This is a genomic window from Haloarcula sp. H-GB4 (genome assembly GCF_030848575.1).
In the GTDB taxonomy this organism is placed as follows: Archaea; Halobacteriota; Halobacteria; order Halobacteriales; family Haloarculaceae; genus Haloarcula.
In genome coordinates, this window is record NZ_JAVDDX010000001.1 from 1,219,675 (window position 1) to 1,245,641 (window position 25,967).

At 62.4% G+C, this 25,967-nt stretch carries 26 protein-coding genes; 15 read left to right on the forward strand and 11 right to left on the reverse strand.

Annotation, left to right across the window (positions count from 1 at the left end):
• The first annotated feature begins 3 nt into the window (after positions 1 to 3).
• Positions 4 to 528 (forward strand): hypothetical protein, encoded by a 525-nt coding sequence (locus RBH20_RS06410; RefSeq protein ID WP_306706657.1) that lies wholly within the window; start codon positions 4 to 6, stop codon positions 526 to 528.
• Between the two features lie 24 nt (positions 529 to 552).
• Here the strand turns inward: RBH20_RS06410 and RBH20_RS06415 are convergent, their stop codons facing one another.
• Positions 553 to 1,368: a heme-copper oxidase subunit III gene (locus RBH20_RS06415; RefSeq protein WP_306706659.1), complete on the reverse strand. Its 816-nt coding sequence runs from the start codon at positions 1,366 to 1,368 to the stop codon at positions 553 to 555.
• A 105-nt stretch (positions 1,369 to 1,473) separates the two neighbouring features.
• Here RBH20_RS06415 and bioB point away from each other — a divergent pair, with 105 nt between their 5' ends.
• The 4 genes from bioB to bioD are packed head-to-tail and all read left to right on the forward strand — an operon-like array spanning position 1,474 to position 5,649.
• The gene (gene bioB / locus RBH20_RS06420) at positions 1,474 to 2,589 is read left to right on the forward strand and encodes a biotin synthase BioB (protein WP_306706661.1); all 1,116 of its coding nucleotides are present in this window, start codon (positions 1,474 to 1,476) and stop codon (positions 2,587 to 2,589) included.
• Between the two features lie 2 nt (positions 2,590 to 2,591).
• Complete coding sequence (locus RBH20_RS06425; RefSeq protein WP_306706663.1) at positions 2,592 to 3,698, forward strand: transcriptional regulator; 1,107 nt, start codon at positions 2,592 to 2,594, stop codon at positions 3,696 to 3,698.
• Positions 3,699 to 3,715: 17 nt separating this feature from the next.
• Positions 3,716 to 4,918 carry an 8-amino-7-oxononanoate synthase gene (locus RBH20_RS06430; RefSeq protein WP_306706665.1) on the forward strand — a complete coding sequence of 401 codons (1,203 nt, stop codon included), beginning with the start codon at positions 3,716 to 3,718 and terminating at the stop codon, positions 4,916 to 4,918.
• Positions 4,915 to 5,649, forward strand: coding sequence for a dethiobiotin synthase (gene bioD / locus RBH20_RS06435; RefSeq protein WP_306706667.1), 735 nt, complete (start codon positions 4,915 to 4,917; stop codon positions 5,647 to 5,649). The genes RBH20_RS06430 and bioD overlap by 4 nt, the downstream gene beginning before the upstream one ends.
• A 198-nt stretch (positions 5,650 to 5,847) precedes the next feature.
• Here the strand turns inward: bioD and RBH20_RS06440 are convergent, their stop codons facing one another.
• Together RBH20_RS06440 and acs are read right to left on the reverse strand one after the other, a co-directional pair.
• On the reverse strand, positions 5,848 to 6,924 hold the full coding sequence (locus tag RBH20_RS06440) for a phosphotransacetylase family protein (RefSeq protein ID WP_306706669.1): 1,077 nt from the start codon (positions 6,922 to 6,924) through the stop codon (positions 5,848 to 5,850).
• A complete protein-coding gene (gene acs, locus RBH20_RS06445) occupies positions 6,921 to 9,026 on the reverse strand; it encodes an acetate--CoA ligase alpha subunit (protein WP_306706671.1) in 2,106 nt (701 codons plus the stop codon). The genes RBH20_RS06440 and acs overlap by 4 nt, the downstream gene beginning before the upstream one ends.
• A gap of 133 nt (positions 9,027 to 9,159) precedes the next feature.
• On the opposite strand from acs, the gene RBH20_RS06450 reads away from it, so the two are divergent.
• The gene (locus RBH20_RS06450) at positions 9,160 to 9,549 is read left to right on the forward strand and encodes a hypothetical protein (RefSeq protein ID WP_306706673.1); all 390 of its coding nucleotides are present in this window, start codon (positions 9,160 to 9,162) and stop codon (positions 9,547 to 9,549) included.
• Positions 9,550 to 9,726: 177 nt separating this feature from the next.
• Positions 9,727 to 10,260 (forward strand): DNA starvation/stationary phase protection protein DpsA, encoded by a 534-nt coding sequence (gene dpsA / locus RBH20_RS06455; protein ID WP_306706675.1) that lies wholly within the window; start codon positions 9,727 to 9,729, stop codon positions 10,258 to 10,260.
• Positions 10,261 to 10,406: 146 nt separating this feature from the next.
• Here the strand turns inward: dpsA and RBH20_RS06460 are convergent, their stop codons facing one another.
• Entirely contained in the window at positions 10,407 to 10,556 is a 150-nt protein-coding gene (locus RBH20_RS06460) for a hypothetical protein (protein ID WP_004961340.1), read from the reverse strand.
• A 147-nt stretch (positions 10,557 to 10,703) separates the two neighbouring features.
• Between RBH20_RS06460 and RBH20_RS06465 the strand changes: the two genes are divergently transcribed.
• Positions 10,704 to 11,288: a hypothetical protein gene (locus RBH20_RS06465; RefSeq protein ID WP_306706678.1), complete on the forward strand. Its 585-nt coding sequence runs from the start codon at positions 10,704 to 10,706 to the stop codon at positions 11,286 to 11,288.
• A gap of 78 nt (positions 11,289 to 11,366) precedes the next feature.
• Positions 11,367 to 11,846 carry an HTH domain-containing protein gene (locus RBH20_RS06470; protein WP_306706680.1) on the forward strand — a complete coding sequence of 160 codons (480 nt, stop codon included), beginning with the start codon at positions 11,367 to 11,369 and terminating at the stop codon, positions 11,844 to 11,846.
• A 191-nt stretch (positions 11,847 to 12,037) separates the two neighbouring features.
• Here RBH20_RS06470 and RBH20_RS06475 read toward each other — a convergent pair whose 3' ends face one another.
• From RBH20_RS06475 to RBH20_RS06490, 4 genes are all read right to left on the reverse strand, one after another.
• Positions 12,038 to 12,418 (reverse strand): Zn-ribbon domain-containing OB-fold protein, encoded by a 381-nt coding sequence (locus RBH20_RS06475; protein ID WP_306706682.1) that lies wholly within the window; start codon positions 12,416 to 12,418, stop codon positions 12,038 to 12,040.
• Complete coding sequence (locus RBH20_RS06480) at positions 12,415 to 13,566, reverse strand: thiolase family protein (protein WP_306706684.1); 1,152 nt, start codon at positions 13,564 to 13,566, stop codon at positions 12,415 to 12,417. The genes RBH20_RS06475 and RBH20_RS06480 overlap by 4 nt, the downstream gene beginning before the upstream one ends.
• A 64-nt stretch (positions 13,567 to 13,630) precedes the next feature.
• Entirely contained in the window at positions 13,631 to 14,458 is an 828-nt protein-coding gene (locus RBH20_RS06485; protein ID WP_306706686.1) for a hypothetical protein, read from the reverse strand.
• A 6-nt stretch (positions 14,459 to 14,464) separates the two neighbouring features.
• Positions 14,465 to 15,631, reverse strand: coding sequence for an ABC transporter substrate-binding protein (locus RBH20_RS06490; protein ID WP_306706688.1), 1,167 nt, complete (start codon positions 15,629 to 15,631; stop codon positions 14,465 to 14,467).
• 143 nt (positions 15,632 to 15,774) lie between these two features.
• Between RBH20_RS06490 and RBH20_RS06495 the strand changes: the two genes are divergently transcribed.
• Complete coding sequence (locus tag RBH20_RS06495) at positions 15,775 to 15,960, forward strand: hypothetical protein (RefSeq protein WP_306706690.1); 186 nt, start codon at positions 15,775 to 15,777, stop codon at positions 15,958 to 15,960.
• Here RBH20_RS06495 and RBH20_RS06500 read toward each other — a convergent pair.
• The 3 genes from RBH20_RS06500 to RBH20_RS06510 are packed head-to-tail and all read right to left on the reverse strand — an operon-like array spanning position 15,957 to position 18,595.
• Positions 15,957 to 16,268, reverse strand: coding sequence for a hypothetical protein (locus RBH20_RS06500; RefSeq protein WP_306706692.1), 312 nt, complete (start codon positions 16,266 to 16,268; stop codon positions 15,957 to 15,959). The genes RBH20_RS06495 and RBH20_RS06500 overlap by 4 nt on opposite strands.
• 1 nt (position 16,269) lies before the next feature.
• The gene (locus RBH20_RS06505; protein WP_306706694.1) at positions 16,270 to 17,850 is read right to left on the reverse strand and encodes an acyl-CoA carboxylase subunit beta; all 1,581 of its coding nucleotides are present in this window, start codon (positions 17,848 to 17,850) and stop codon (positions 16,270 to 16,272) included.
• 1 nt (position 17,851) lies between these two features.
• On the reverse strand, positions 17,852 to 18,595 hold the full coding sequence (locus tag RBH20_RS06510; protein ID WP_306706696.1) for a beta-ketoacyl-ACP reductase: 744 nt from the start codon (positions 18,593 to 18,595) through the stop codon (positions 17,852 to 17,854).
• Positions 18,596 to 18,813: 218 nt separating this feature from the next.
• On the opposite strand from RBH20_RS06510, the gene RBH20_RS06515 reads away from it, so the two are divergent.
• The 5 genes from RBH20_RS06515 to RBH20_RS06535 are packed head-to-tail and all read left to right on the forward strand — an operon-like array spanning position 18,814 to position 25,965.
• Positions 18,814 to 19,977: an alpha-1 4-glucan-protein synthase gene (locus RBH20_RS06515; protein WP_306706698.1), complete on the forward strand. Its 1,164-nt coding sequence runs from the start codon at positions 18,814 to 18,816 to the stop codon at positions 19,975 to 19,977.
• Between the two features lie 55 nt (positions 19,978 to 20,032).
• The gene (locus tag RBH20_RS06520; RefSeq protein ID WP_306706700.1) at positions 20,033 to 21,208 is read left to right on the forward strand and encodes an extracellular solute-binding protein; all 1,176 of its coding nucleotides are present in this window, start codon (positions 20,033 to 20,035) and stop codon (positions 21,206 to 21,208) included.
• 1 nt (position 21,209) lies between these two features.
• Positions 21,210 to 22,832 (forward strand): iron ABC transporter permease, encoded by a 1,623-nt coding sequence (locus tag RBH20_RS06525; protein ID WP_306706702.1) that lies wholly within the window; start codon positions 21,210 to 21,212, stop codon positions 22,830 to 22,832.
• A complete protein-coding gene (locus tag RBH20_RS06530) occupies positions 22,832 to 23,962 on the forward strand; it encodes an ABC transporter ATP-binding protein (protein ID WP_306706704.1) in 1,131 nt (376 codons plus the stop codon). The genes RBH20_RS06525 and RBH20_RS06530 overlap by 1 nt, the downstream gene beginning before the upstream one ends.
• Positions 23,959 to 25,965, forward strand: coding sequence for a glycosyltransferase family 39 protein (locus tag RBH20_RS06535; protein ID WP_306706706.1), 2,007 nt, complete (start codon positions 23,959 to 23,961; stop codon positions 25,963 to 25,965). The genes RBH20_RS06530 and RBH20_RS06535 overlap by 4 nt, the downstream gene beginning before the upstream one ends.
• Positions 25,966 to 25,967 lie beyond the last annotated feature (2 nt).

Below are 25,967 nucleotides of genomic sequence, written 5' to 3' on the forward strand. Positions count from 1 at the left end.
CAGATGAGTTCCGGTGCAGACTCGTTCGTCTTCCAGTATCTCGCGCCTTTCGTCGGCGTCCTGCTTATTGCGGTCGGTATCGCCGGAGCGGTGCCGGGCGGCTACGCCGTTATCGAGCCGGATCTGGAGAACTGCGGCAACCCGACTATCGGCGTGGAAGAGCCGGAACGGACGGCCGAGCGGTTCAGCGAAGGCGGACCGGGACCGCGGCTCCCACAGTTGGCTTTCGAGGACCTCTCGTCGGCCGAACAGACGGCGTTTCTGACGGCTGTAGACGATCCGGTCGGTGAGGAGCAGGTCGTCGGCAGCGTGCCCAACGCCGACGCCTTCCGTCGCGGAGCCGTGGTTACCTACGAAGGCGAACAGTACTACGTGACCATCGTCGCGGAGAACACCTGCTTCGCGGCCGCACCGCTACAGTTCCCGCTCGGGGTGTTTGCCATCGCGCTCGGGTTCCTCGGCGTGCTGGCCCCGCCGTTGTACCGGCGGCTGGTGCGGCTGGACCAGCGGGCCGGCCGGTCGAATTAGGGGTTTCGTGCGCTCCCCGTGGGGTCAGAGGGCAGCGCCGACGTACAGGACGACGACGAGGAACACCCACACGAGGTCGACGAAGTGCCAGTACAGCGACGTGGTCCGGATAGCCGTGTCCCGCTCGGGCGTGTAATGGCCCCGAAGCGCGCGACCGAACGCGATAGCGAGCAGCAGGACGCCGAGTGCGACGTGCAGGCCGTGGAGGCCAGTCAGGCCGTAGAACGCGCTCCCGAACGCACCCGAGCCGATACCGAACCCCTCCACGGCAACGAACTCGTAGTACTCGTACACCTGTCCGGCGAGGAAGACGACGCCAAGCGCGAGCGTCACCCCGAGCAGGCCGAGGAACCGCCGCCGGTTCCCGCCTTCGAGCGCCTCGTGCCCGTAATGAAGCGTCAGACTGCTAGTGAGCAGTAATACCGTGTTGATGGCCACGAGCGAGCCGAGCAACGGCGGGAGGTGGGCCGGCGGCCACGACCCGGCCCGGATGAAGGTATAGTAGACGAAACCGGCGGAAAACGTCGCCACGTCGGAAACGAGAAACAGAATCATCGTCGTCGCATACAAGTCGGAACCGCCGTCCACGCGGTTCTGTAGGTAATCGGTGATGAACGCCTCGTTTGCCCACCCGGCGAGTCCGGCCAGCAAGCCGATCGCACCAGCGCCGCCGAGGACAATCGGGACCACGGACGGGACTAGGTCGAGCCCGACAAATACCAGTCCGACGCCCAAGTACAGCGACGCAGCACCGATTGCAGCTATCAGGGGCCACCGACTTCGGTGCTCGTGGCCGTCTTCGGCGACGTGTTCGGCTCCCGCCTCCGTCGAACCAGCCATGTGAACCCGTAGCAGTGGGTTCGGTAAAACGGTACCCCCGTGATTGGCGTGCCGATTGCAGAACTCACCCGAATCTTTATCAGACCGTCAACCGACACCGAGAATGTGGTTTACGAGACGGGTAACCAAACGGTAGACGACGCCGTCGCACGCGTGCTGGACGGCGAGCGCCTCGACCGCCGGGATGGACTGGCTCTCATCGCACAGCCGGTCGACGACCTGGCGGCCGGGGCCGACTACGTGCGCACGCAACTGGGTGACGACACCGTCGACGCGTGTTCGATCGTAAACGCAAAAGCCGGGAACTGCGCGGAGGACTGTGGCTTCTGTGCCCAGTCGGTCCACTTCGACACCGGCATCGACAACTACGGCTTTCTCGGCCCGGAGAAGATACTGGAGGCCGCAAAACGCGCCGAACGCGACGGCGCACAGCGGTTCGGTATCGTCGTCGCCGAGAAAGGCGTCTCGAAGGAGAACCGCCCCGACGAGTGGGAGGAAGTCCTCGAAGCCATCCGCCTCGTCCGCGACGAGACGGACGTGGAGGTCGACGCCAGCCTCGGCATTCTGACCGAGGAAGAAGCCGCTATTCTGGCTGACGAAGGGCTCAACCACTACAATCACAACATTGAGACCTCACCCCGATACTTCCCGGAGGTCGTCCAGACCCACACCTTCGAGAAGCGGGTCGAGACGCTCCGTGTCGCTAAGGAGGCCGGCATGGACCTCTGTGCCGGTGTCATCTTGGGGATGGGCGAATCGCCGACCGACAGGGTCGACGCGGCGATGGCCCTGCAGGACATCGGCATCTCCTCGCTCCCGGTGAACATCCTGAACCCGGTCGCTGGCACCCCCATGGCCGAACAGGGGCTGCCCGACATTACGACCGAGGAGGTCGTCAAGACTATCGCAGTGTACCGCCTGCTCCATCCCGAGTCTCGTGTGCGCCTGACCGGCGGGCGCGAGGTCAACCTCGACACGGACGGACAGGTGGCCGCGCTGGAGGCCGGCGCGGACGGTATCCTCACTGGTGATTACCTCACTACCGAGGGACAGACGGCGGCCGACGACCTCGAAATCATGGAAGAGGCCGGGCTCGAACCGAACACCGACGCAAACGAGTTCGACCCCGAGGCGGTCAAGGAACGCGCGACCGACGAGACAGAAACCGAGACGGCGGCAGGGACAGCACAGACCAAATCAGAGCTCAAATCCGACGACTGACAATGGACGACATACGCTTTGCAGTGCTTGGAACCGGTGGTATCGGACGGCGGACGCTCGAAGTCTCACAGCACAAGGACGGCCTCACCGCCGTCGCGGCCTGTGACCGCAACGGCGTGGCTATCGACCACAGTGGCCTCGACGTAGACGAACTGCTGGAGGCGACGGAGGGCAATATTGCAAGCGGGCCCGAGGACGCGTCCGGAACGACGCCCGCAACCCCCACGGACGACTACGCCTCGGACGGCGGTGCAGCTGCGGTCGAGGGCGGAGGCGGCGGCGTCAAACAGCACGGTGAGGAGGCCGGCATCGTCGCCAGTTCGCAGGGCGAGCCGACGGAAACGCCCATCGACGACATCATCGCCGAGAGCGATGCCATCGACGCTGTCCTGCTGGCGCTACCGAATCTCGAACACGACTTCATCCCGCGCGTGGCCGAGCGCTTCGCCGAGGCCGACTACGAGGGCGTCATGATCGACGTGCTCAAGCGCTCCCGTGTCATCGGCATGCTCGATGACCGCGAGGACCTGCTGAAAGAGTCTGGCATCACGTTCGTTTGCGGTGCCGGCGCGACCCCCGGGTTCCTGACCGGTGCAGCGGCCCTGGCCGCCCAGTCATTCGTCGAGGTCGAGGAAGTCGATATCTGGTGGGGCGTCGGCCTCAAATCCGGCTACGAAGACAACCGCGGGACGGTCCGGGAGGACATCGCTCATCTCGACGGCTACGACATCGAGACGGCCCGAGAGATGAGCGAGGAGGAGATCGAGGCCCTCATCGACGAGCACGACGGTGTGCTGGAATTCCACGACATGGAGCATGCCGACGACGTACTACTGGAGCGTGCGGGCATCTGCGATGCCGAGGACGTTCACGTCGGCGGCGTCCTCGACGTGCGCTCGGACGAGAAACCGACGACGACGACGGTCAGCGTGACGGGCACGACATTCGACGGGGAGACCGGCACGAACACCTTCGAACTGGACGACGTGACCAGCATGGAGGCCAACGTCAACGGCCCGGCGCTTGGCTACCTGAAAGCCGGCGTCCGGAACAACCGCGCCGGCCACTACGGCGTGTTCGGCCCCGCTGACCTGATGCCTGGCTTCTGAGACCGCCTGATTCTTCCATGACTCACGGCTTCGATTTGAACGACCGACTCGAACAGCGCGACGCACAGAACCTCCGCCGCCATCTGGAAGTCGCTGAATCCGTCTCGGCACGGACTCGATTCGCCGATGACCCGAAGGGTGAACCACCGGAGTTCGACGACGAAGCCGCCGTCTTCGCCTCGAACAACTATCTCGGACTGGCCGACGACAGCCGGGTCCAGCGAGCGGCCGAACTGGGGGCACGGACGGTCGGGACCGGCGCAGGGGCCTCGCGATTGGTTACCGGCGACACGAAGGTCCACCGCAGGCTGGAGCGTGACCTCGCGGCCTCGAAAGGGACCGAGCGAGCCTTGGCGTTCTCGTCGGGCTACGCGGCCAACATCGGGACCATCGACGCGCTGGCCCCGGATGTCGTCTTTTCGGACGAGCTGAACCACGCCTCGATTATCGACGGCTGTCGCGTCGGGGCCAGCGAGACAGTCGTCTACGACCACTGTGACCCGGACGACTTGCGAGCGAAACTGGCCACGCGAGCAGCCGATGTCGATGAGGACGAACAGTGGCTCGTGGTCACCGATTCGGTGTTCTCGATGGACGGAGACATCGCGCCCCTGTCGGCTATCTGTGACGCCGCCGATGAGTACGGCGCGTGGTTGATGGTCGACGAAGCACACGCGACGGGGTTGTTCAGTGACAGCGGCGGTGGCGTCGTCCAGCGCGAGGGGCTGAGCGACCGTGTCGATGTGCAGTTAGGCACCCTGTCGAAGGCACTGGCGAGCCAAGGCGGCTACATCGCCGGCGACGAGGTGCTTATCGAGTACCTGCTGAACGCCGCGCGGTCGTTCATCTTCTCGACCGGACTCTCCCCACCAAACGCCGCGGCGGCCCGCGAGGCGCTGCGAATCGCTCGTGAGACCGAACGGACGACGGAACTCTGGGACACCGTGGCGACACTCAGGGACGGTCTGGAGACGATGGGCTACGAGGTGCTTGGCGAGACACATATCCTCCCGGTCGTCGTCGGTGACCGCGGCGACGCGTTGGAACTAGCCGACCGGCTGCGCGACCACGGTATCGTCGCGCCCGCGATCCGCCCGCCAACAGTGCCAGAGGGCACCTCTCGTATCCGGGTCGCGCCAATGGCGACACACACAGCTGACGACATCGCGCAGTGTCTCGACGCCTTCCGGACTGCCGGCACGGAGGTGGGCGTGCTGTGAGCGAAACGATCGACGAGTCGGAACCGGAAGGCGGGACCGGCCACATCGCCGAGGACGGCGTCTTCGTCGTCGGGACCGACACCGGCGTCGGCAAGACGGTCGTGACGGCTGGGGTGACGGGCTGGCTCCGGGAGACGGGGACAGCCGCCGTCGCAGTCAAGCCCTGCCAGACCGGCTATCCGCCCGATGACGACGCGGCGTTCGTCGAGTCTATCTGTGGCACGGCGGAGGCGGCAGTCTGTCTACAACGGTTGTCTCCCCCGCTAGCACCGGAAGTGGCCGCACGGGAAGCAGACAGCGATGTCACGCTTTCCTACGAGTCGATCCGCGACGGTGTCACCGATGTCGTGGCAGGAAGCGAGACGGCTGTTGTCGAAGGTATCGGCGGCCTGCGTGTCCCGCTTGCGGACGACCACGAAGTCATCGACCTCGTTGCAGATGTCGGGCTTCCTGCGCTGGTCGTCGCCCGTTCGGGCCTTGGGACGCTCAATCATACGGCGCTGACGGTTCAGGCGCTCCGGCAGAGAGGCGTCGCAGTTGTCGGTGTCGTTCTCAACGAGTACGAAGGCGCGACGACCGCAGAGCGGACAAATTCGGACGTTATCGAACGGATGACCGGGTGCTCTGTCTGGCCGGTGCCACCGCTTAACATTGAGTCGTCTGATAGCGTGATTGACGGACTCAGAGCGAGTCTCCCGCAGTCGGTGCTACAGCCGGCTATCGAGCGGTAGCTGTCAGTGTGTGTCGGCACAAAGGGGATAGAACGGGGGCAAACCCCCGTCGTGTGACACTACGGAGCCGGTAAGGCTCCATCTGATGATTGACTACCGATCACTAAAATAGTAAGGCACGTTTCATCTGGAGATTTCCCCTCAGCAACGGGCCGTGTTCCGTTAGGAACGGGCTACCGCCCAGCCGAAACGACGGTGCTAGAGGTCGATTGACAGCAGCGACTCGACGTCGACGCCGTCGTCCAGTAGCGTCCGCATACGGTCGACCGTTGCCTCATTCCGGGTCTGTCCGGTTCGGAGCACTTCCTCGACTCTGTCTATCGTCGTCCGTGTATCTGACTGAACTGACAGTACTGGAACGTTTTTCTCGGCCGCCTGTCCAATGACCGCACTGGCGGGCTGGAACCCACCGGTGAGGAGTAACGCGTTGATACCGGACGCTTCGAGGGCCGCAGTCTGGACCTCCGACCGGTCGCCACCGGTGACGACGACAGCATCGCGTGTCCGCCGGAAGCGCTCGAGCGCGCTGCTCCCGCTCATCGCGCCGACGCTGAACCGCTCGACGTGGACATCGGTGTTGGCATCACCAGTGAGGATGTCAGCGCCGAGGTTCCGGGCGAGGTCGGCAACCGTGACGCCGGCGAGCGAGCGGTCACGCGGCAGAATGCCGTGGACTGGGATTCCTTCTCCTTCGAGGAACGGGACCACGTCATCGGCGAGTTCATCTACTGTCGCATCGGTGACGCCGTTGAACAGAACCCCATCGAGTCGATCACCGATCGCTTCGGCCGCAGACAGAATTTCGTCCGTGTCACTGGGCGTGTCGTAGCCGGTGACTAACAGTACGCGGGCGTCAAGCAACTCCGCGATATCGATGTCTGTGAGGTCGACGATACTGCCAGTCGCTAGGTCGCTGCTCCCCTCGACAAGGAGCATATCGGTTCCATCCGAACACGTTTCGATGCCTTCTTGCAGTCGCTCACGGAGGTCATCCGGGTCCTCACGCCCGCGGATGGCTTCCTGAATGAACGTCGGCGAGTAGACGATGGGCTCCATGTCGTGGAGGTCGGTCTCCAGATCGAGCAGTTCGCGGGCGAGCATCGGGTCCTCGTCCCGTGTCTTGCCGACCGCGCTCCGCAGACGCGTTCCCTTGGGCTTCATGTAGCCGACATCGTAGCCCGCGTCGTGAGCACGCGTCGCGAGCGCGAGCGTGATAGCCGTCTTGCCGATACCTTCCTCAAGCGATGTAACGAGTAGCGTGTTCGTGTCGGTCATAGTTTCTCCTGGTCGAGGGTGAGTCGCAGGTCGACCGCCTGTACCCCGTCTGGTGTCGCGACGAGGGGGTTGATGTCCAGTTCGACGATTGCGGGGAAGTCAGTGACGAGTTGCGAGAGCCGCTGGATTGTCTCGACGAGCGTGGCCTCGTCGACGGGGTCGCGGCCCCTGGCACCGCGCAACAGCGGCGCGGAGTCGATGTCGTCGAGCATTCCTTTCGCCTCGGTCTCGCTGACGGGAGCGACACTGACAGTGTTGTCTTCGAGCACCTCGACAAAAATACCGCCGAGGCCGAACAACAGCAGCGGCCCGAACTGCGGGTCCCGGTTCATCCCGAGGATCGTCTCGACGCCGTTGTCGAGGTCGACCATCTCCTGTACCTGAACGCCGAGAATCGTCGCGTCTTCCTGATAGTTCCGCGCCCTGACGACGAGATCCTCGTAGGTGTCACGGACCTCCTCGACGGGGACAGCGACCTCGACGCCGCCGATGTCAGACTTGTGCAGAATGTCCGGACTGACGATTTTCATCACCACATCATCGCCGATCTCCTCGGCAATAGCCTCCGCTTCGACGGGCGAGGAGACGACATCACCCTGTGGTGTCGGAATCCCATACGCGTCGAGCAGTTCCATCGCTTCCACGCCGAGCCGGTTCGACCCGCGCCGGGCACCGGATTCGAGTATCTCACGGGCCCGCTCGCGGTCCACGTCGAAGGTCGTCGGCTCCTCGTAGTCGGTTGTCCTGATCTCGCGATAGCGTCTCAGAGCGTCCAGACTTCCGACGGCGCGGGCCGGGTCGAAGTAGTTCGGCACGCCCGCTTCGCTCAGGACGTTCGCACCGGCGTCGACTGACTTCCCGCCCATCAACGTTGCCGCAACGGGCTTCTCGAACCGCTCCTGCTGTTCGACGATGCGTTCCGAGAGGTCCTCGAAGGAAAGCACTGCCGTCGGACAGGCGACGACGACGGCCATCGAGACGTTGTCGTCCGCGAGAACCGTTTCGAGCGCTGTCTCGAAGCGCTCCGCGGGAGCATCGCCGATGATGTCGACCGGGTTGTAGATATTGGCCTCGTCGGGCATCTCCTCGCGGAGCCGGGAGAACGTCTCGTCACCGAACTGCGCGAGTTGCAGGTCCGAGTCGCCGACAGCGTCGGTCGTCATCACGCCGGGACCGCCGGCGTTTGTGACGATGGCGATTTCGTCTCCGTCCGGGAGCGGCTGGCCCGCGAGGATCTGTGCGTAGTCGAACAGTTCCTGTACGGATTCAACGCGGAGCGTCCCGGCTTTGTCGAGGCCTGCCTCGTAGGCCCGCTCTGAGCCGGCCATCGCACCGGTGTGGGAGGCGGCCGCGCTCGCACCCGCGTCTGTGCGGCCGGACTTGACAAGCACAATCGGCGTCTCCTGTGTCACCTCGCGAGCCGTCTGTACGAACGAGGACCCATCGTTAATGTCCTCAAGATAGCCCAGAATGACGTCAGTGTCGGGGTCGTCACCCCACTCGGCGACAAAATCGCTCTCGTCGAGTACTGCCTTGTTCCCGAGCGAGACGATGTCCTTGAAGCCGACATCGCGCTCGGCAGCCCAGTCCAGGACGGCGGTGATGAACGCGCCTGACTGGCTCATAAAGGAGATGTCGCCGTCGCTAGCCATCTCATTACCGAAGGTGGCGTTGAGCCCGACGGGAGTCGACATCACGCCGAGGCTGTTCGGGCCGACCAGATTCAGGTCATATTCGCTGGCCGCGTCTCGGAGCCGTTGCTCGCGTTCGGCCCCATCACTGCCGGTCTCACCGAAGCCAGCAGTGATGACGACGACGTTTTCGATACCCGCTTCCCCGGCGTTCTCGATGACCTCGACCGCCACCGTCGGCGGTACGACGACGACGGCAACGTCGACCGACCCGGGATCTTCCAGGCCGTCGAGGTTGTTATAACACGGCAATCCAAGTACTGTCTCTTTGTTCGGGTTCACGGCCACGACCTCCCCTGCAAACGAATCGAGCAGGTTCGTGGTGACCGCGTGACCGACGGATCCCTCCGAATCGGTCGCCCCGACCACTGCGACACGTTCCGGCGCAAACAACGTCGATAATCGTCCCATGCCTCTACTCAGTGATTACAGTGGGGCCGGAATATAGATGTGGGGAACTCCCAGTGAGCGGGAATCTAGACGATTCATTACCGCGATTTCGGTGTGACGGTGCTTTTGTTCATCACCCCCGTAGCGGCGTCCGATGACTGACGCAACACTCCTAGCACCGTTTGACGACGAGGTGGTCCGTGGGGTCGCGGGGACAAACAGCGTCGATGAAGAGCAATTGCGGTCCGCGCTCGCCGACCATCAGCGAACGATGCGTGAGACTCCGGGCGTCGAAGATCTCGTTTACGAGTGGCGAAAGCGGTTCGATGACGCGGTGCTACACCGTACGCCCGAGACGTTCTTCATGGCCGTCAGAGAGAACGTCTGGGAAGAGTACGGCACGCATCTCGGGCTCGACGACTACTTGCTCGCCGCGGTCGTCGCAGTCCATCAGGAACAGGTCCTCCGTGAAACAGCGGTTGAAAGCAGCGCTATCGACGAAAGTGTCGTCGCGCTCGTTGTTTCCCGACCGTCGTCGCAGTAGGGTGTTCCTTTTCATCTCAGGTACAGAGTCCGGGCTAAAGCGGCGGTTGTGATCATCGGACAATATTTCAGTTCAGGTAACCAGCCATTCCATCTGAGAATATAATTTTTGGGTTCCCGAAAACATATTTTCACAAAACAATCTTTAAGTGGCTTCCACCAGTACAATAAGATGACTATGGCAACACAAGAGCACGTCCGACGTGAGTTCGGGAATGTCGAAGAGAACGAACTCCGCCTCGACAAGGAGAAGTCCGAGCAGGTAATCAACGCGCTGAATCAGGACCTGGCGGACACATACACGCTGTACCATCAGGTCAAGAAGCACCACTGGAACGTCGAGGGCGCCGAGTTCCGTGACCTCCACCTATTCCTCGGCGATGCTGCTGGAAACGCCGAAGAAGCAGCCGACGAACTCGCAGAGCGGGCACAGGCCCTCGGTGGCACACCTATCGCCGGCGGCAAGGCACAGGAAGAGCACGCGTCGGTTGAGCCGGAAGGACAGGATGTGTACGACATCCGGACGTCGCTCGAAAACGACCTCGAGATGTACGGCGACATCATCGAGTCGCTCCGTGATCACATCGACCTTGCGGAGAACCTCGGTGACCACGCCACGGCGCAGATCCTCCGGGAAATCATTGTGCAAACTGAGGAAGACGCCCACCACATCGAACACTACCTCGAAGACGACACGCTCGTCCTCGACTAACTCTCAGCACAAGGCTTTCTCTCTCAGTTTCTTCCGCCGGATAGTCACCACCTAGCCCAGGCTGTGTAGCGTGGCGTGAACTATTCGGGTAGAACGCAGTCCGAGACTCGAAGGAAAGAGAAACGCGATGCGGAGGGATGAACGGACTATCGTCGAAGGTCAACAGTGACGTCGGTCGAAATCCAGCCGTCTCGGTTCCCGTCTTCGGTAAACACGGTTCTGTCAGCACCGCTGTCCAGTGCTGCAACGTCCGGGCGGTCCTCGGAGGTCTCGACATCGTCCGTCTGTGATGGCATTACCTGAGTTAGGCACCCCTAAAGCTAAAAGGATTTTGGTTGACCTAATCAACTGTAGATACAGCCCCTGCACCGAAAACAAAGACGGCCCGAAGCTGATCGCCGACACGGCGCGGCCTTTAGTATCCGAGGCGACAAGAGAGAGATATGAGTTCGGACGACGATCTTACCGCCCTGGTTACGGACCTCGTTACGACGCTACAGGAGCTAGAGACGGAGGTCGAGCCAACGACCGATAGCGGCCTCCCGCGGCCGCCGACACCGGGTGAACTCCTCCGATTTACCAGCGATGTAACCATCCCTGCAGTCATTCTCGTGTTGAAGAGCAACATCGAGGCGCTGAAGCTTCTCCGGCGAGCCCTTCGGATGGCCGAGGGGCGGCCGACATCGACAGGCTCTGCCTCGGATGAAGTGCGACAACGCGCAAGTAACCTGAGCCGGGCCACGCTCTCTCGTCTCGATGGTGCGCTGACGGACCTCCAGCAGGCTGTGGAAGGGACGCCAGAAGATGAGGAAGCCCGCGAGCTCATTCAGGAAGCTCAACAATTACGCAACCAGATCCGGGACAGGTTAGCCGATGAGTCTGACGGAGGTGAGGCGGTCAACCCTGAGCAAGTTACTGACGTTCCCGTGGACGTAGACGCCGAACTACGATCGATAAAGGACGATATCGAAGGCCCCGGTCAGGATGACACCGGGACTGAAAACGGAGACGGAAACGACGAGGAGTAAGGGATATAGTGCGGTGTGATAAATATATTATATAAAACATAATGATTTATTATTGTGGGGGTGAAGGTATGGATACCGATGTCCAGCTCTACCGCTCCGGGCGGTCGTCGGGCGACCCTGTTCGTCCGATCTGACCTCCCCGCGCCATCACGGAAACGTTGCACCGCTATCGAACGTGAGCTACAGGAGCTGGTGTGCCGTGGCGTACTCGATGACATCGAAACGGTCGAATGGGAGAAACGCGTCCCGCTGCAGGGCCCCGGTAACGGGACCGAGCGGGACCTGTATAACGAGTTCGCGGACTGGGCCCGCGAGTCTGGCGTCTGCCTCGCGCCGTTTTTCGACACCCGGCTCTGTTACAGTTCGACGACGGGCGAGAAACGCCGGGAACTCGTCATGCCAGCCGTCTGTCTCGCGGTCTACGAGGACGGCAATCTCGTACAGGTAGCCCCCTATGCCGACGCGGGCCGAACGGAGTCCGTTGAAGAGTGCATTACAGAACTGGCCGAAACAGGGACCCTCCCGGAGACGTATTCGACACCCGTCTCGACCGTATAGATCGGCGTGCCCTGTTCGGCTTCTATGCCGTCTCCGGCGGTGTCGGCTACGGTCTGCTCAGCGGCGCGACCCTCCTCATCTTCTCGAGTGAGACACTGCTCTCTGCCCTCGTCAGCAACACTATCGAAGCGCAGGGGACGGTATCGCCGGCAAAAGAGAGTCGTATTATCCGACAGTATGTGGAGAGCTGGTCAGACCGGATCCCAGCGGTAGCCGTCCCAGTCCTGGCTCTCGGGGACTTTGATACCCGCGTCGGGGTCACGGAGTTCCTCGGTGTAGACGGGTGCAACCGTGTCACCGGTTTCGACCTCGTCCGTAGTCACCTGCCCGAGCGCGCGGACGAACTCGTCGCTCGTACCAGAAACATCAGTTACGTCGAACTCCACGATAGCCAGCGTGTTGGGCTCGCGAACGCCCGGCGGCGTCGCTGTCGAATGGGTCCAGGTGACGACTTCGCCGGTCCGGTCCGAGAGGTCCAAGCTCTCTTCCTGTGGCTCGCCACACTCAGGACACAGCGGATGCGTGGGGTACGAGACGTGACCGTTCGAACACATACCTGCTTCCAGCGTCATTCTGCGGCCTCCATGATGGTGGTGATAACACAGTTCCCGAACCCGCCGACGTTACACGCCAGTGCGGTGTCGGCCTCGACCTGTCGCGGCCCGGCCTCACCGACGAGTTGTTCGTAGATTTCGACGCCCTGCGCGACACCGCTTGCCCCCAGCGGATGGCCCTTCGATTTGAGCCCGCCGGAGGTGTTGATTGGCAACTCGCCGTCCTTGGCCGTCGCGCCGTCCATCGCCATCTCCCAGGCCGTTCCCTGGTCGGCGACGCCGATGCCCTCCAACTGGAGGAACTCCAGAATGGTGAACATATCGTGCAGTTCGGCCACGTCGAGGTCGTCGGGGCTGAGACCGGCCATCTCGTAGGCCTGTTTGCTCGACTCGACGACCCCGCCCATGATTGTCGGGTCGTCGCGCTCGTGGACAACGTGGGTATCAGTCGCCCCACCGATACCGGAGACGAGTGCGTACTCGTCGGTGATCTCTTTGGCCCGTTCCTCCGTCGTGAACATGAGCGCGGCGCTGCCGTCCGTAATCGGACAGAAGTCATACAGCCGCAGCGGGTCCGCAATGATGGGCGACTCAAGCGCTTTTTCCATCGTGATTTCCTTCTGGAACTGCGCCTTGGGGTTATCCACGCCGTTTCTGTGGTTCTTGACTGCGACCCGGGCGAGTGACTCCCGAGGGGCGTCAAAGCGCTCCAGATAATGCCGGGCGGTCATCCCGGCAAAGGACGGGAGCGTCACGCCGTGTTTGTACTCGTCGGGGTGGGTGATGGAGGCGATGATGTCTGTCGCCTGGCCCGTCGTCTTGTGAGTCATCTTCTCCCCGCCAACCAGCAGCGTCATGTCGCTGGCCCCGCTGGCGACTGACTGCCAGGCTTCGTAGGTCCCGGCCCCGCCCGAGGACGAGGTCTGATCGACCCGTTCGCTGTAGGCCGGAAGCACCCCCAGATCGTGGGCTAACAGGTTCATGATTCCCGTCTGCCCCTCGAACTCACCGCTGGCCATGTTCGAGACGTACAGATGCTCTACGTCGTCAGGCGTGACGCCGGCGTCCGTGAGACACTCCTCGCCCGCCTGCGAGAGCAACTCACGGATCCAGGCGTCGCGTTGCCCGAATTTCGTCATTGACGCGCCGATTACTGCGACTCCCATACCTGTGCCGTCACAGGGGTCTCGTGTATGTATTACGGTCTGACCTATAGAACGAGTGGAATGTTCACGCAGTCGTCGTGACAACCGACAACCCCTCGGCGGGTTGGTCACCGGCTAGTGAGACGAGCAACCGCCAGCCGTCCGCAGTTCGCTCCGCTTGGGCCATCTGTGGCGTGATACTCGTCCGACGCAGTAGCTCGACAGCAATCGGCAATACCGGACAGCGAAGGTCCGACAGCGTCGGACGATAGTTCTGTAATGTGATATATTTGGAACAACGGCCGGGACCGGTGGCCGCGGGTTCGATTGCTGCCTCGTCGACTACCCCCGCTGTTTCGAGGTCGACGACAGCGTCCCGGACCGGCTCGGGTCCGCTTGGCTTTCGCGGCAATTGCCCGGCGGCTTCTCGGAGGGTATCCGCCTGTAGTTCCGGGTCGAGGTGTTCTGCGAGCGCCGTGGCCATGCTTTCGAGCATCGCCAGACAGAGTCGCTCGCGGTTCTCGGTCTCCTCGGCCGCTTCGAGATAGCTGTCGATAACTGCCTGTTCGACGGAGCGATGACGGCCCGACAACACCTCGAACAGCGACCCGGCGACCGTGTGACAGTACTCCGGGAGCGACGACGGAGCAGTCCTGACGGCGTCGGTCCCCCACGGCGCTTCACAAACGATGAGGCCGTGAACGGTGACACGTGGGTCGTAGCGACGGAGGGCGCTTCGGTAGGCAGTCGCGACACTGGCCGCTTCGGCGGCTGTTTCGCGGTCCGGAAACTGCATCCCCGACACTGGGAACGGCGGCGTGCCCGTCCTGGCGCTGACGACACGATACGGACCGACAGCCACGCTGAGGTCCGAGAGCCTGTCACGGATGTCCGCGAGCGTTCGTCCGACCATGGTTCCCTACAGATCCCCAGCGACGATATCGGCGACGCGCTGGCGGTCGAACAGCTCCCGGTCCACGTCGTACACCTGCGACGCGGCCCGTTCCGTGAGGACCAGATTCGTTATCGGTCCCTGGTACAGTGGCCCACCGCGGTACACGTTCCCATTCTGTACTGCCGTCAGTTCACTCCCGGTCTGGTCCGATTCGAGGAAACTGACGACCGTGTCTTCGAACTCCGAGCGCGTCTTATTCTCCTGCCCTCGCAGGAGGAGGTACTCAGGATCGATGTCCAGCAGGGTCTCGAAGTCGACCTTACTGCGGTCGGCGTGGAAGTCCCTGACAGCAGTTGTGGCGAACGCATCGCGCACGCGCAGGTCCCGCCACTGTTTGAAACTGGTCCCGTCCTCAATGAGATACGGGGAGAAACTCGTCGGCTCGTCACTCCCGGCCCACATGATAGCCACTTTCGGCCGGTCGGACTTCGAGTCCGGAATGATGTCGTCCAGACTCGTCTGGAACTCCTCGTGAAGAGACTGGAACGCATCGAACCGGTCGGTTCGCTGGAACGCCTGTGAGAGCTTTTCGAAGGCTTCGTATAGCGTGTAGTAGGTGTAGTCGTGCCACTTGTAGCCCGTCGAGAAGATACTGTTCCCGAAGAAGGGGGCGATCTGGGACTCGATTTCGTCGATATCCGACTGCTCCCAAGACCCGCGGCTCTGGAGGAAGTTCGGGTCCATGACGTGGATGTCGGCATCGATTTCGTAGAACTGTTCCTTCCCGACGCCGCTGTCACCCCACAGCTTCTGAATCGAGTTCCCGTCGACGCTGATGCCCGGTATCTCGTCGTAGTACTGAGTGTGATATCGCGACGGCAGCCAGACTCCCTCCGGTGCATCGAGGCCGAGCGCAATCCCCATGTCTGCCCAGCTGCCGTTGTTTGCGACCCAGACCTTCGGGGCTGACTCGAAGGTGACCTCGCCGACTGGCTCCATCGAGACTGCGTAGCTTGAAGCCGCCGATTCAGTGCTCTCTGTTTGAGTCGACTCCGCAGCCGTCGTCCCGGACGCCGTCGACTCATCAGTTCCGTCGCTACTACCGCTTCCGGCCTCGGACTGACCCGAACAGCCGGCGACGGTACCCGCCAATCCGGCACCGGCCGCAACAATATACTCTCGTCGGTTCATGTCTTTTTAGGCTTGCCTAATTCATTTAAATCTTCCCATATTTAGGCAGGCCGAAACTACCCTGAATCGCCAAACAGCGCCACAGCCCCCGACAGTGAGAATCCACACAAAGTATATCCGTGCGTGCTAACCACACACGAAATATGCAGGAAGCCTGGCTCCAGTTACAATGTCCGGCGTGTTCAGTCGCCTGGGAAGAGCAAGTGTCCGACCTCCCGACCCCGGAGACACAGTTTGCGTGTGACGACTGTGGGGCCGAGCGATCGCTGTCGGAGTTCATGCGGACCACCCGCGACCTCGAAGTACTGCAGGAGTTTACTGAATCTTAGTACCACGCTCGCGCCGCCGCCTTCCACTCCTCGCCTCGTTTGACGTTGGTGGGAGGACGGCGCTTGCCCACGCTCGCCAGCCGTCCAGCGAGCGTCCACTCGTCGACGTATTCGACAGTCGAACGCTGTGATGGCGCTTTAGCGGCCCGCTGGCGGTCAGTCAGGTGTGCGCTGATCGCAGCGGTGATAGCCGCTGCTTCTGCTTGTGATGCGTCCGCCGGTATCGACAGCGACAGGTCATCCGGGTCTGCGCTGTCAGTAGGCAGCGCCGTCTCCATGTCCGATTGTGGTGTATCGCGAGTCGCCATGTTACAGTGGGATGTTGCCGTGGTCTTTCGGTGGCGTATCCTCGCGCTTGCGCTGCAGGAGATCGAGGTCCTGAATGAGGCGCTTGCGCGTCTCTTTCGGTTCAATAACGTCGTCAAGGTAGCCCCGTTTCGCAGGCCCGTATGGATTGGCGAACTCGTCGCGGAACTCGTCCATCAGCTCCTGACGCTTGGCATCCGGGTCGTCAGCCTCCGCGATTTCGTTCCGGTAGAGAATGTTGACGGCTCCCCGCGGGCCGAGCACTGCCATCTCCGAACCGGGCCAGGCATAGTTCACGTCGCTGCCCAGGAACTTCGAGGACATGACGATGTACGCACCGCCGTAGGCCTTCCGGACGACGACCGATAACAGCGGGACCGTCGCCTCGGCGTAGGCGTAGATGAGCTTCGCGCCCCGCCGGATGATACCGTTGTGCTCCTGGTCCGTACCGGGCATAAATCCGGGCACGTCGACGAGCGTGAGGATGGGGATATTGAACGAGTCACAGAAGCGAACGAACCGAGCCGCTTTCTCCGCCGCGTCAATGTCCAGCGTTCCCGCGCTCACGCGTGGTTGGTTAGCGACGACGCCGACCGACTGGCCGTCCATCCGCGAGAATCCCACGACGACGTTGCGCGCCCAGTTCCCGTGGACCTCGAAGAAGGAACCTTCGTCGACGATAGCGTCGATGACCTTCGTCATGTCGTAGGGCTTGCGCGGTGCTGATGGGACGATGTCGGTCACACCGGGAATTTCTCGGTCGGGGTCGTCCCACGGCTTGACCCGCGGCGGGTCCTCCATGTTGTTCGCCGGGAGGTACGACAGGAGCCGGCGGATGTTTTCGAGCGCTTCCTCCTCCGACGGGTATGAAAAGTGGGCAACACCGGATTTGGTGGAGTGTGAGCCCGCACCGCCGAGTTCCTCCTTCGACACCTGCTCGCCGGTCACCGTCTCGATGACGTCCGGCCCGGTGATGAACATGTGGCTGGTGTCCTGCACCATGAACGTGAAATCGGTCAGCGCCGGGCTGTAGGTGGCCCCGCCCGCGCATGGGCCCATGATCGCGGATATCTGGGGGATGAGCCCGCTGGCCTTGGTGTTGCGCTCGAATATCTTGGCGAAGCCGACCAGCGAGTCGACGCCTTCCTGAATGCGTGCGCCGCCGGAGTCGTTGAGTCCGATGACCGGGACGCCGTTCTCGATAGCCCGGTCCATCACCTTACAGATCTTGTCAGCGACGACCTCGCCGACCGAGCCCCCGAGTACGGTGAAGTCGTGGGCGAACAGGAACACCTTCCGGCCGTCGACCTCACCGTAGCCGGTGACAACTGCGTCGCCGGCGAAGCGCTTCTCCTCCATGCCGAAGTTCGTTGACCGGTGCTCGACGAACGGATCGACCTCGTTGAACGTCCCGTCGTCGACGAGGAAATCGATACGTTCGCGGGCAGTCATCTTCCCCTTCTCGTGCTGGGATTCGATACGAGCCTCACCGCCGCCGAGTTCTGCCTCGGCCCGTTTCTGTCGCAGTTCCTCGACCGCGTCGTCGGGGGTGGTCTCGTCGTCTGGTTCTTCCTGTTGACTCATCCTACCACTCCATCCCGCCGTTAACACCAAGTACCTGTCCTGTCATGTAGCTCGAATCCTCGCTGGCGACGAATCTCACGATGCCGGCGATATCTTCGACGCGTGCAAACCGGTCGAGCGGAATCTCCCGCAAAATCTTCTCCTGAACGCGTTCGGGCACCTCCTCTAGCATATCGGTCTTGACAAAGCCCGGCGCGACGCAGTTCGCTGTCGAACCCGTGTGTGCCAGTTCGAGCGCGAGCGTCCGTGTAAAGCCGAACAACCCGGATTTCGTCGTCGCATAGTTGGCCTGCCCGATGTTGCCCTGCTGGCCGACGACGCTGGAGATGTTTATCAGTCGGCCGTGATCGGCATCACGAATATCATCATAGAAAGCCTTCGTCCCGTTGAACACGCCGCCGAGGTTGACATCGATCACCGTCTCCCAGTCGTCACGGGTCATGTTCTCGAACTTTTTGTCGATGGTGATACCAGCGTTGTTGACGAGCACGTCTGCGGAACCGAACTCGTCGGCCACCTTCTCACGCATCGCCCGGACTTCATCGAGTTTCGCCACGTCGGCCTGCGCCGCGATAGCGGTGCCGCCGCTGTCGCGGATATCCTCGACGACGGCACGGGCTTCCGCCTTCGAGGAACGGTAGTTGACGACGACGTTGGCCCCGTGAGCACCGAGGTCTTTGGCGATTCCGCGACCGATCCCGCGTGAGGACCCAGTGACGACACAGGTTTGATTATCCAGGTTCATTTGTGGTTGACAGGAGCCCTGTTGCTTCGTACGCTCATCACCTAATCTGGCAAAGCACAGCCAAATAATAGTTCTCCTAATACAACATTAAACGCCAGATTTGGAATATAATGATATGCCGGTTACAGAATAAATGACAGTTAGAAAACAGACTCACGAGGGAAGCAAAGTGAGAACGCCAAATCTTTTAGGATAGCCTAAAGAGGTAGGGTCAGTACATGACACCCGACATCTGCGTGATGGTGCCGACGATTCGAAACCACGAATGTATGCGGTCGTACTTCCAGAACGCCCGAGACCACGGGTTTGATCTGGACCGACTGTTCGTCGTGCTCATCACGGAGGACTTCTGTGACACTGACGCGATGGAACAGATGCTCGACGAGGAGGGCGTCGACGGGGCCGTCTACGACGGGACCGGACGCGAGGCGTGGTTCGAGACCCACGGCGCGAGTGAGTACTCACACCTCATTCCTGAAGCGAGTCACGCCCAGACATCGTTTGGCCTCCTCTACATGTGGGCCAACGACTACGAGTACGGTGTGTTCATCGACGACGACACGCTGCCACACGAGGACGCGGACTTCTTTGGCACCCACATGTCGAATCTGGCCTTTGAGGGCGAGATTGAGACAGTCAGCTCCGACGAACAGTGGGTCAACGTCCTCTACCAGAACGAGGACGAGCACGGCCTCTACCCGCGTGGCTACCCCTACGCCGCGATGGACGAGACGGTGTCGACCGAGCAGACCCGCGTCGACGACGTGGTCGCCTCGCAGGGCCTCTGGACGAACGTGCCGGACCTCGATGCGGTTCGCATTCTGATGGACGGCGACCTGCAGGGACAGGCCCAGACTCGTACCACCGGGGCGGACTTCGGCGATGACTTTGTCGCTGCAGAGGAGCAGTACCTCACCGTCTGCTCGATGAACCTTGCGTTCCGCCGTGAAGTCATCCCGGCGTTCTACCAGCTCCCGATGGACGACAACGAATGGGATGTCGGCCGTTTCGACGACATCTGGTCGGGCGTGTTCCTCAAGCGGGCCTGTGACGTGCTGGGCAAACAGATCTACAACGGCGACCCGCTGTGTGAGCACAACAAAGCGCCCCGTTCGACGTTCTCAGACCTGACCAACGAGGTCCACGGGCTCGAACTCAACGAGCACGTCTGGGAGATCGTCGACGAAGCCGGTGCGGACGCCGACTCCTACGCCGAGGTGTTCGACGCGATCGCCACGGCGATGGCCGACGGCGATTTCAGCGACTGGGAAAACGGTGCCTTCCTTAACTACTGCGGCGAGTTCATGCTCGACTGGCTGGAATGTCTCGACGAACTGGACGCCGCCGCGACGGAACAGGTCCCCGCAACCGCCGACGACTAGAAAGGCCTAAGTTGTTTAGGCAACCCTAAATCAAACAATGAGTGATTCTAGCGATATGACTGGACGTAACGCGACGCAGTCTCGACGGCGGTTCCTTGCTCTCGGTGGCGCGACTGCCGCGACAGCGCTTGCCGGTTGTTCCTCCATTCTTGGTGGGGGCGACAGCGAAAGTGATGGTGAGGCCGGAACCGCCGCCGGGCAGATTTCCCTGTCGGACTTCCGTGGCTCCGGCCCACTGGTCGCGCAGCGGGAGGCACCCGGCGGGACTTCGATTGAGGACCTGCCGGACCTCAGCGGCGAACTGACGCTATATCTCGGTGGCGGCGAGGGCGGACTCTACCTCGACCTCATTAAGCTGCTCGAACAACGCTATCCGGATTTCACAGCGAACCACAGGCGGCAATCCTCCAGCGATCTCGCAAACAGGATTATCGAGGAGAACGATGCTGGCGCAAGTCCTGCCGACGTGTTCATGTCCGTCGATGCCGGCTCGCTCGGTGCGGTGGCAAACGCTGGCGCGACTACGAGCCTCCCTGAAGAGTCGCTTTCGACAGTCCCCGACGCGTACCAAGACAGCGAGGGTCGCTGGGTGGGCATCGCTGGTCGAGCCCGAGCAATTCCGTACAACACGAACCAGATTTCCGACTCCGATATTCCGTCGTCGGTGCAGGAGTTCCCCGAGGCGGCCGCCCTCGAAAACAGCATGGGCTGGGCGCCGAGCTACGGCGCGTTCCAATCGTTCATCACCGCGATGCGACTCATTCGCGGTGACGACGAGACGATGTCGTGGCTTCAGGCGATGCAGGACCATGGTATCAGCACCTACGATGACGAGTTCCGCGTCTCCAATTCCTGTGCTGACGGGGAACTGGCCGCCGGCTTCGCCAACCACTACTACACGCTTCGGGTCCAGTCTGCGCGCGAAAGCTCGCCGATCGGCCTCGCGTTCACCGAGGGCGACGCTGGCGCACTCGTCAACGTCTCGGGTCTCGAAATCATCAACGGAACCGACAACGCGGACCTGGCGTCGAACTTCGTCCGGCACGTCCTCTCGGCGGAGGCACAGGAGTTCTTCGCCACCCGGACGTTCGCGTATCCGATGATTCCGGGTGTCGCACCGGTTGGTGACCTGCCGCGCATCGACGAACTAAATCCGCCAGAGATCAACCTGACCGAACTGGCTGACGTGGCCGGAACCGTTGACTTATTGCGAGACGCTGGCGTCCTCTAATATGGGCACAAAAGACCGGTACGAGCGGCTTCGGGAGCAGGCGACGACGTCGGAACGAGACTCGTCGCCGCACACGCTGCTCGCAGTGGTCTCACTGGCAATCTCGCTGCTGTTACTGGCGCCGCTGGTGTGGGTGTTTCTCCGGGCGGGCGAAATTGAGTTCGCACGTGCGGTCGAACTGTTGACGAGCGATACGACCGTCTCGGTGACGCTGAACACACTGGCGCTGGTGACTGGCGTCACTGTCGCATCGATTCTCATCGGCGTTCCGCTGGCGATTCTCACCGCCCAGACGGATCTGCCGTTCAAGCGGTTCTGGACGATTACGTCCGCGCTACCGTTGGTCGTCCCGAGTTACATCGGGGCCTTCGCGTTCGTCTCGGCGTTTGGCCCCCGTGGCGTCCTCGCCGACCTGCTCTCGCCGCTCGGAATCGAGCAAATTCCGACGATATACGGCCTACACGGCGCGATACTTGTGCTGACGCTGTTTACGTACCCGTACGTGTTTTTGACTACGCGCGCGTCGCTGCTGTCGTTCGACGGAACCGTCGTTGAGGCTGCCCGGACACTGAACCACACCCGCTGGGAGGCGTTCCGCCGCGTCACGTTGCCTCAGATCGCACCAGGAATCGCCGCTGGCGCGCTGCTGGTGGCGCTGTATGCGCTTTCCGACTTCGGGACACCAGCGATTATGCAGTACGACGTGTTCACTCGGATGATCTACAACGAGTTCGGTGCTCGCCGGCTTGACTACGCCTCCGTGCTCTCGATGTTATTGCTCGTGATGGCGATTGGCATCCTCGCGGTTGAGTCCCGCCTCAGCGCCGGGCGGGACGGTGCTTACGTCAGCAGCGGCTCGCACCGGCCCGGACTCATCAGGCTCGGCTACTGGAAAGCCCCAGCACTGCTGTTTTGCGGTGCTATTGCGTCACTGTGTCTGGTGTTGCCCATCGGTATCCTGCTCCAGTGGCTCCTGCGCTCCGGCACGGGATACAGCGGCGGTGGCTTCGCGTTCGAAGCGTCTTACGCCTGGAACTCAGTCGGTCTCGCTGCCGCCGCGGCCGCTATTTGTGTCGTGGCGGCGCTCCCGATAGCGTATCTCTCCGCACGCGGCACGTCAGGTGTCTCGTCGCTTCCCGAGCGGGCTACGTACGTCGGCTACGCCGTCCCCGGTGTCGTGCTTGGCCTGGCGCTGGTGTACCTTGGCCTCCGATACGTCCCCTTCCTGTACCAGAGCGTCATCCTGCTGGTGTTCGCCTACGTGATTCGGTTCCTTCCGCAGGCTGTCGGGGCGACCGAATCCTCAATTCTCCAAGTTGACCCGAGCTACATCGAAGCAGCGCGGTCGCTGGGCTATCACCCGCTCTCGGCATTTCGGAAAGTCGTCTTGCCGCTCGTTGCCCCGGGTATCGCCGCCGGAGCGGCACTGGTGTTCCTGACGACCATGAAGGAATTGCCGGCAACGCTGATGTTACGCCCGACGGGCTTCGAAACCTTCGTCACGTACATCTGGCTCGTCCAGGGTGCCGGCTACTATGGACAGGCGGCGGTCCCGGCTCTCGTGCTCGTCGGCCTTTCCGGGCTCTCCATGCTGGTCATTCTTCGACGGGAGGACACAAGCTAATGTCTCGACAAACACGCACACAGCAAACATCGGACTTCGACGACGTGGACGCAGCGGTGGCAAACCCAAACCGGACTGTCCTCGAACTGGACGATGTTTCCAAGGACTACGGTCACGAAGTCGCCGTCGAGAACCTCTCGCTCGACGTGAACGACGGCGAACTGCTGACACTGCTGGGGCCGTCCGGCTGCGGGAAGACGACAACGCTCCGGATGATTGCCGGGCTGGAACGCCCCTCTGACGGGCAGATATCGATCGCCGATGAAGTCATCGCCGACGGTTCCTCGTTCCGGAAGCCCGAGGAACGAAACGTCGGTATCGTCTTTCAGGACTACGCGCTGTTCCCGCATCTCACCGTCGCCGAGAACATCGCTTTCGGCCTGACCGAGATGGAAGAAGACGCCGTCGCGGAACGGGTCGACGAACTGCTCGAACTGGTCGACCTCTCGGCCCATCACGACAAGATGCCGAGCCAGCTTTCCGGCGGCCAGCAACAACGCGTCGCGCTCGCCCGTTCGCTGGCCCCGGAGCCGGATGTCCTCCTGCTCGACGAGCCGTTCTCGAATCTGGACGTGCGCCTGCGCGTCGAGATGCGCGAGGAGGTCCGCAAAATCCTCAAGCGAGCCGGCGTCACCGCCATCTCCGTGACCCACGACCAAGAGGAAGCGCTGTCGATAAGCGACCGCGTCGCCATCATGAACGACGGAACCATCGCCCAGATCGGCGACCCAGCAGAGGTGTTCGAAAACCCCGAGAGTCGCTTCGTCGCGAGCTTCCTCGGCCAAGCGAGTTTCCTCTCGGCCCGGGTGACCAACGACCGCATCGAGACGGGGCTGGGCTCGTTCGATGTCGAGTTGCTGAACGGGCCGGTCGAGGCGTACAACGGCGCGATGGTCGACGTACTCGTCCGACCTGATGACCTGCAGGCGATGCCGACAAACGAGTCCAAAGCCGATGGCTACGTCGTCCACCGCCAGTACAACGGCCCTTCGTTCGTCTATCGGGTCGAACTCCACAGCGGCGACGTCGTCCACTGCATGCACAACCACGTCGAGACGTTCGAACCGGGCCAACCCGTCGAGGTTGACCTGACCGCTGACCACGACCTGGCCTGGTATCCGACGGAATGAAGCGACTGCGCCAGCCGGGGGTACAGGCGGGGCTGGTGGCACTGCTCGGTGGGCTCATCGTTTTTACGCTCGCACACGTCGTTTTTCCGCACCACACCACTAACCACGATGAGGGTGTCTACCTCCAGCAGGCCGCGATGTTGCTGGAGGGGCAACTGTTCATGTACCCGCCAGTCGAGGAGGCGTTCCGACCATGGTTTTTCGTAGCCGACGGCGGACGGCTGTATCCGAAGTACGCGCCGGTTCCGGCGGCGATGTTCGCCGTCGGGAAGCTACTCGGCGGGTACCGCGTCGCGCTCGGCCTGATTGGGACTGGGGTCCTAGCGCTGACATACCACACCGTCCGCGAGGCGTTCGATGCACGAACGGGGGTGATAGCGACCGTCCTCATGCTCGGGTCGCCGCTCTTTCTCATCGACGCCTCGGTGTTCCTTTCGTATGTCCCGGCGGCGCTCTGGAACCTTGGATTCGCCGCAGCGTATCTCCACGCCGACCGGACCGGGAGCCGAAAGACGGCAGCCTGTGCCGGGCTCTCGATTGGCGTTGCTTTCTTTGCGCGGCCCTACACCGCCGTGCTGTTTGCGACGCCGTTCATCATCCACGCGCTGTGGTCGCTCCGGGCGCGCGACCCGGCGCGGTTCACGCGCCTGTCGCTGACTGCCGTCGGCGGGCTCACCGGCGTCGGCGCGACGCTCGTGTACAACCGCACTGTTACCGGCTCTGCCATGCTGTTCCCGTACGAGGTGTTCGCCCCGGAGGACGGGCCAGGCTTTGGCTACCGTGAGATTCTGGGCTACTCACGGGAGTTCACGCCAGCGATGTCTCTGGACGCGAACGCCGAACTCCTCTGGAAGCTTGCCACACAGTGGGTCGTCGCCGGTCCGCTGGGAACAATAGCGGCTGCCGCCGGGCTCGGGGCCATCGTGCGCCGCGGGATAGACAGCCGACAGGCGGCGCTGGCCGGCGTCCTCCTGACGGTCCCGCTCGGCAACGGCTACTTCTGGGGCACGGTAAACATGCTCGGCGACCTCTCGGACCCGACAGACGGTCTGGTAACCTTTCTGGGGCCGTTCTACCACGTCGATATGCTCGTCCCGCTGACGGCGTTCGGTGCCGTCGGCGTCGTTGCCGTTGCCCGGTGGACGCGGCAGTTGGTAACCGAGCGGATCAGCGCCGACCGTGTTCGCCCAGTCCTGCTCGCGGTGGCGCTCTGTGGCGCGGCGGTAGGCGGCGGCGCGGCCGTCACGACGGCGGCCGACCCGGTCTCAGCTAACTATGAAGTGACTCAGCAGTTCGAACAGGCCTACGAGCCGTTCGAGGAGCGGGACCTCGACAACAGTCTCGTCTTGCTCCCGACACCATACGGCGACTGGCTCAATCATCCGTTCCAGTCGGTCCGCAACGACCCGGGCTTCGACGGCGACACTGTCTATGCGATGCAACACCGCCAGTTCGACGTGGTCGACGCCTACCCAGACCGGAACTATTACCGCTACGTGTTCCGCGGCGAGTGGGTCCCGTATCTGGGGCTGCCCGTCGAGCCGCGACTCCAGCCGGTGTCTGTGGCGGCGGGCCAGACGGTCCGGACGGACGTATCGGCGTCAGTTCCAGAGCAGGCTGCGCTGGTCTCGATACGGCTCACAAGCGAGGGTGAGAACGACTACGCGACGGTTACTGGCGCTGACAGGCTGGATTTGCAACTCTCGACTGATCGGAACCGGACGCGGCTCACCGGCGATGGCATCGACGAGCAGGTCGGCGTGCCGACGCCAGAAGACGGGTCGGTCACGCTCATCATGTTCGTCGACTACGGCACCGGCGCAGGGTTCGAATACCGGGCGGAACTCCCGGTTGCACAGGCGGACGACAGCGTCCGGGCACTGACGCCGCGGCTCGAAGTGTGTAAGGACCAGCGCCGCTGCGGCGGCGAAGCAGCCTACGTCCCGGGCACGCATCGCGACGGAATCAGCATGAACGCAACCACCACAACCGAAGATACGTGAAA

Bases quoted from the DNA above. Each gene is read 5' to 3' on its own strand.
- RBH20_RS06525 (WP_306706702.1), top strand. From the start codon at position 21,210: ATGGGCACAAAAGACCGGTACGAGCGGCTTCGGGAGCAGGCGACGACG.
- RBH20_RS06475 (WP_306706682.1), bottom strand. From the start codon at position 12,418: ATGACGCTGGAAGCAGGTATGTGTTCGAACGGTCACGTCTCGTACCCC.
- RBH20_RS06465 (WP_306706678.1), top strand. From the start codon at position 10,704: ATGAGTTCGGACGACGATCTTACCGCCCTGGTTACGGACCTCGTTACG.
- RBH20_RS06470 (WP_306706680.1), top strand. From the start codon at position 11,367: ATGTCCAGCTCTACCGCTCCGGGCGGTCGTCGGGCGACCCTGTTCGTC.
- RBH20_RS06505 (WP_306706694.1), bottom strand. From the start codon at position 17,850: ATGAGTCAACAGGAAGAACCAGACGACGAGACCACCCCCGACGACGCG.
- RBH20_RS06510 (WP_306706696.1), bottom strand. From the start codon at position 18,595: ATGAACCTGGATAATCAAACCTGTGTCGTCACTGGGTCCTCACGCGGG.
- RBH20_RS06520 (WP_306706700.1), top strand. From the start codon at position 20,033: ATGACTGGACGTAACGCGACGCAGTCTCGACGGCGGTTCCTTGCTCTC.
- RBH20_RS06530 (WP_306706704.1), top strand. From the start codon at position 22,832: ATGTCTCGACAAACACGCACACAGCAAACATCGGACTTCGACGACGTG.
- RBH20_RS06425 (WP_306706663.1), top strand. From the start codon at position 2,592: ATGGACGACATACGCTTTGCAGTGCTTGGAACCGGTGGTATCGGACGG.
- RBH20_RS06480 (WP_306706684.1), bottom strand. From the start codon at position 13,566: ATGGGAGTCGCAGTAATCGGCGCGTCAATGACGAAATTCGGGCAACGC.
- RBH20_RS06415 (WP_306706659.1), bottom strand. From the start codon at position 1,368: ATGGCTGGTTCGACGGAGGCGGGAGCCGAACACGTCGCCGAAGACGGC.
- RBH20_RS06460 (WP_004961340.1), bottom strand. From the start codon at position 10,556: ATGCCATCACAGACGGACGATGTCGAGACCTCCGAGGACCGCCCGGAC.
- RBH20_RS06535 (WP_306706706.1), top strand. From the start codon at position 23,959: ATGAAGCGACTGCGCCAGCCGGGGGTACAGGCGGGGCTGGTGGCACTG.
- dpsA (WP_306706675.1), top strand. From the start codon at position 9,727: ATGGCAACACAAGAGCACGTCCGACGTGAGTTCGGGAATGTCGAAGAG.
- RBH20_RS06410 (WP_306706657.1), top strand. From the start codon at position 4: ATGAGTTCCGGTGCAGACTCGTTCGTCTTCCAGTATCTCGCGCCTTTC.
- RBH20_RS06490 (WP_306706688.1), bottom strand. From the start codon at position 15,631: ATGAACCGACGAGAGTATATTGTTGCGGCCGGTGCCGGATTGGCGGGT.
- RBH20_RS06450 (WP_306706673.1), top strand. From the start codon at position 9,160: ATGACTGACGCAACACTCCTAGCACCGTTTGACGACGAGGTGGTCCGT.
- RBH20_RS06500 (WP_306706692.1), bottom strand. From the start codon at position 16,268: ATGGCGACTCGCGATACACCACAATCGGACATGGAGACGGCGCTGCCT.
- RBH20_RS06515 (WP_306706698.1), top strand. From the start codon at position 18,814: ATGACACCCGACATCTGCGTGATGGTGCCGACGATTCGAAACCACGAA.
- RBH20_RS06495 (WP_306706690.1), top strand. From the start codon at position 15,775: ATGCAGGAAGCCTGGCTCCAGTTACAATGTCCGGCGTGTTCAGTCGCC.
- RBH20_RS06430 (WP_306706665.1), top strand. From the start codon at position 3,716: ATGACTCACGGCTTCGATTTGAACGACCGACTCGAACAGCGCGACGCA.
- RBH20_RS06440 (WP_306706669.1), bottom strand. From the start codon at position 6,924: ATGACCGACACGAACACGCTACTCGTTACATCGCTTGAGGAAGGTATC.
- acs (WP_306706671.1), bottom strand. From the start codon at position 9,026: ATGGGACGATTATCGACGTTGTTTGCGCCGGAACGTGTCGCAGTGGTC.
- RBH20_RS06485 (WP_306706686.1), bottom strand. From the start codon at position 14,458: ATGGTCGGACGAACGCTCGCGGACATCCGTGACAGGCTCTCGGACCTC.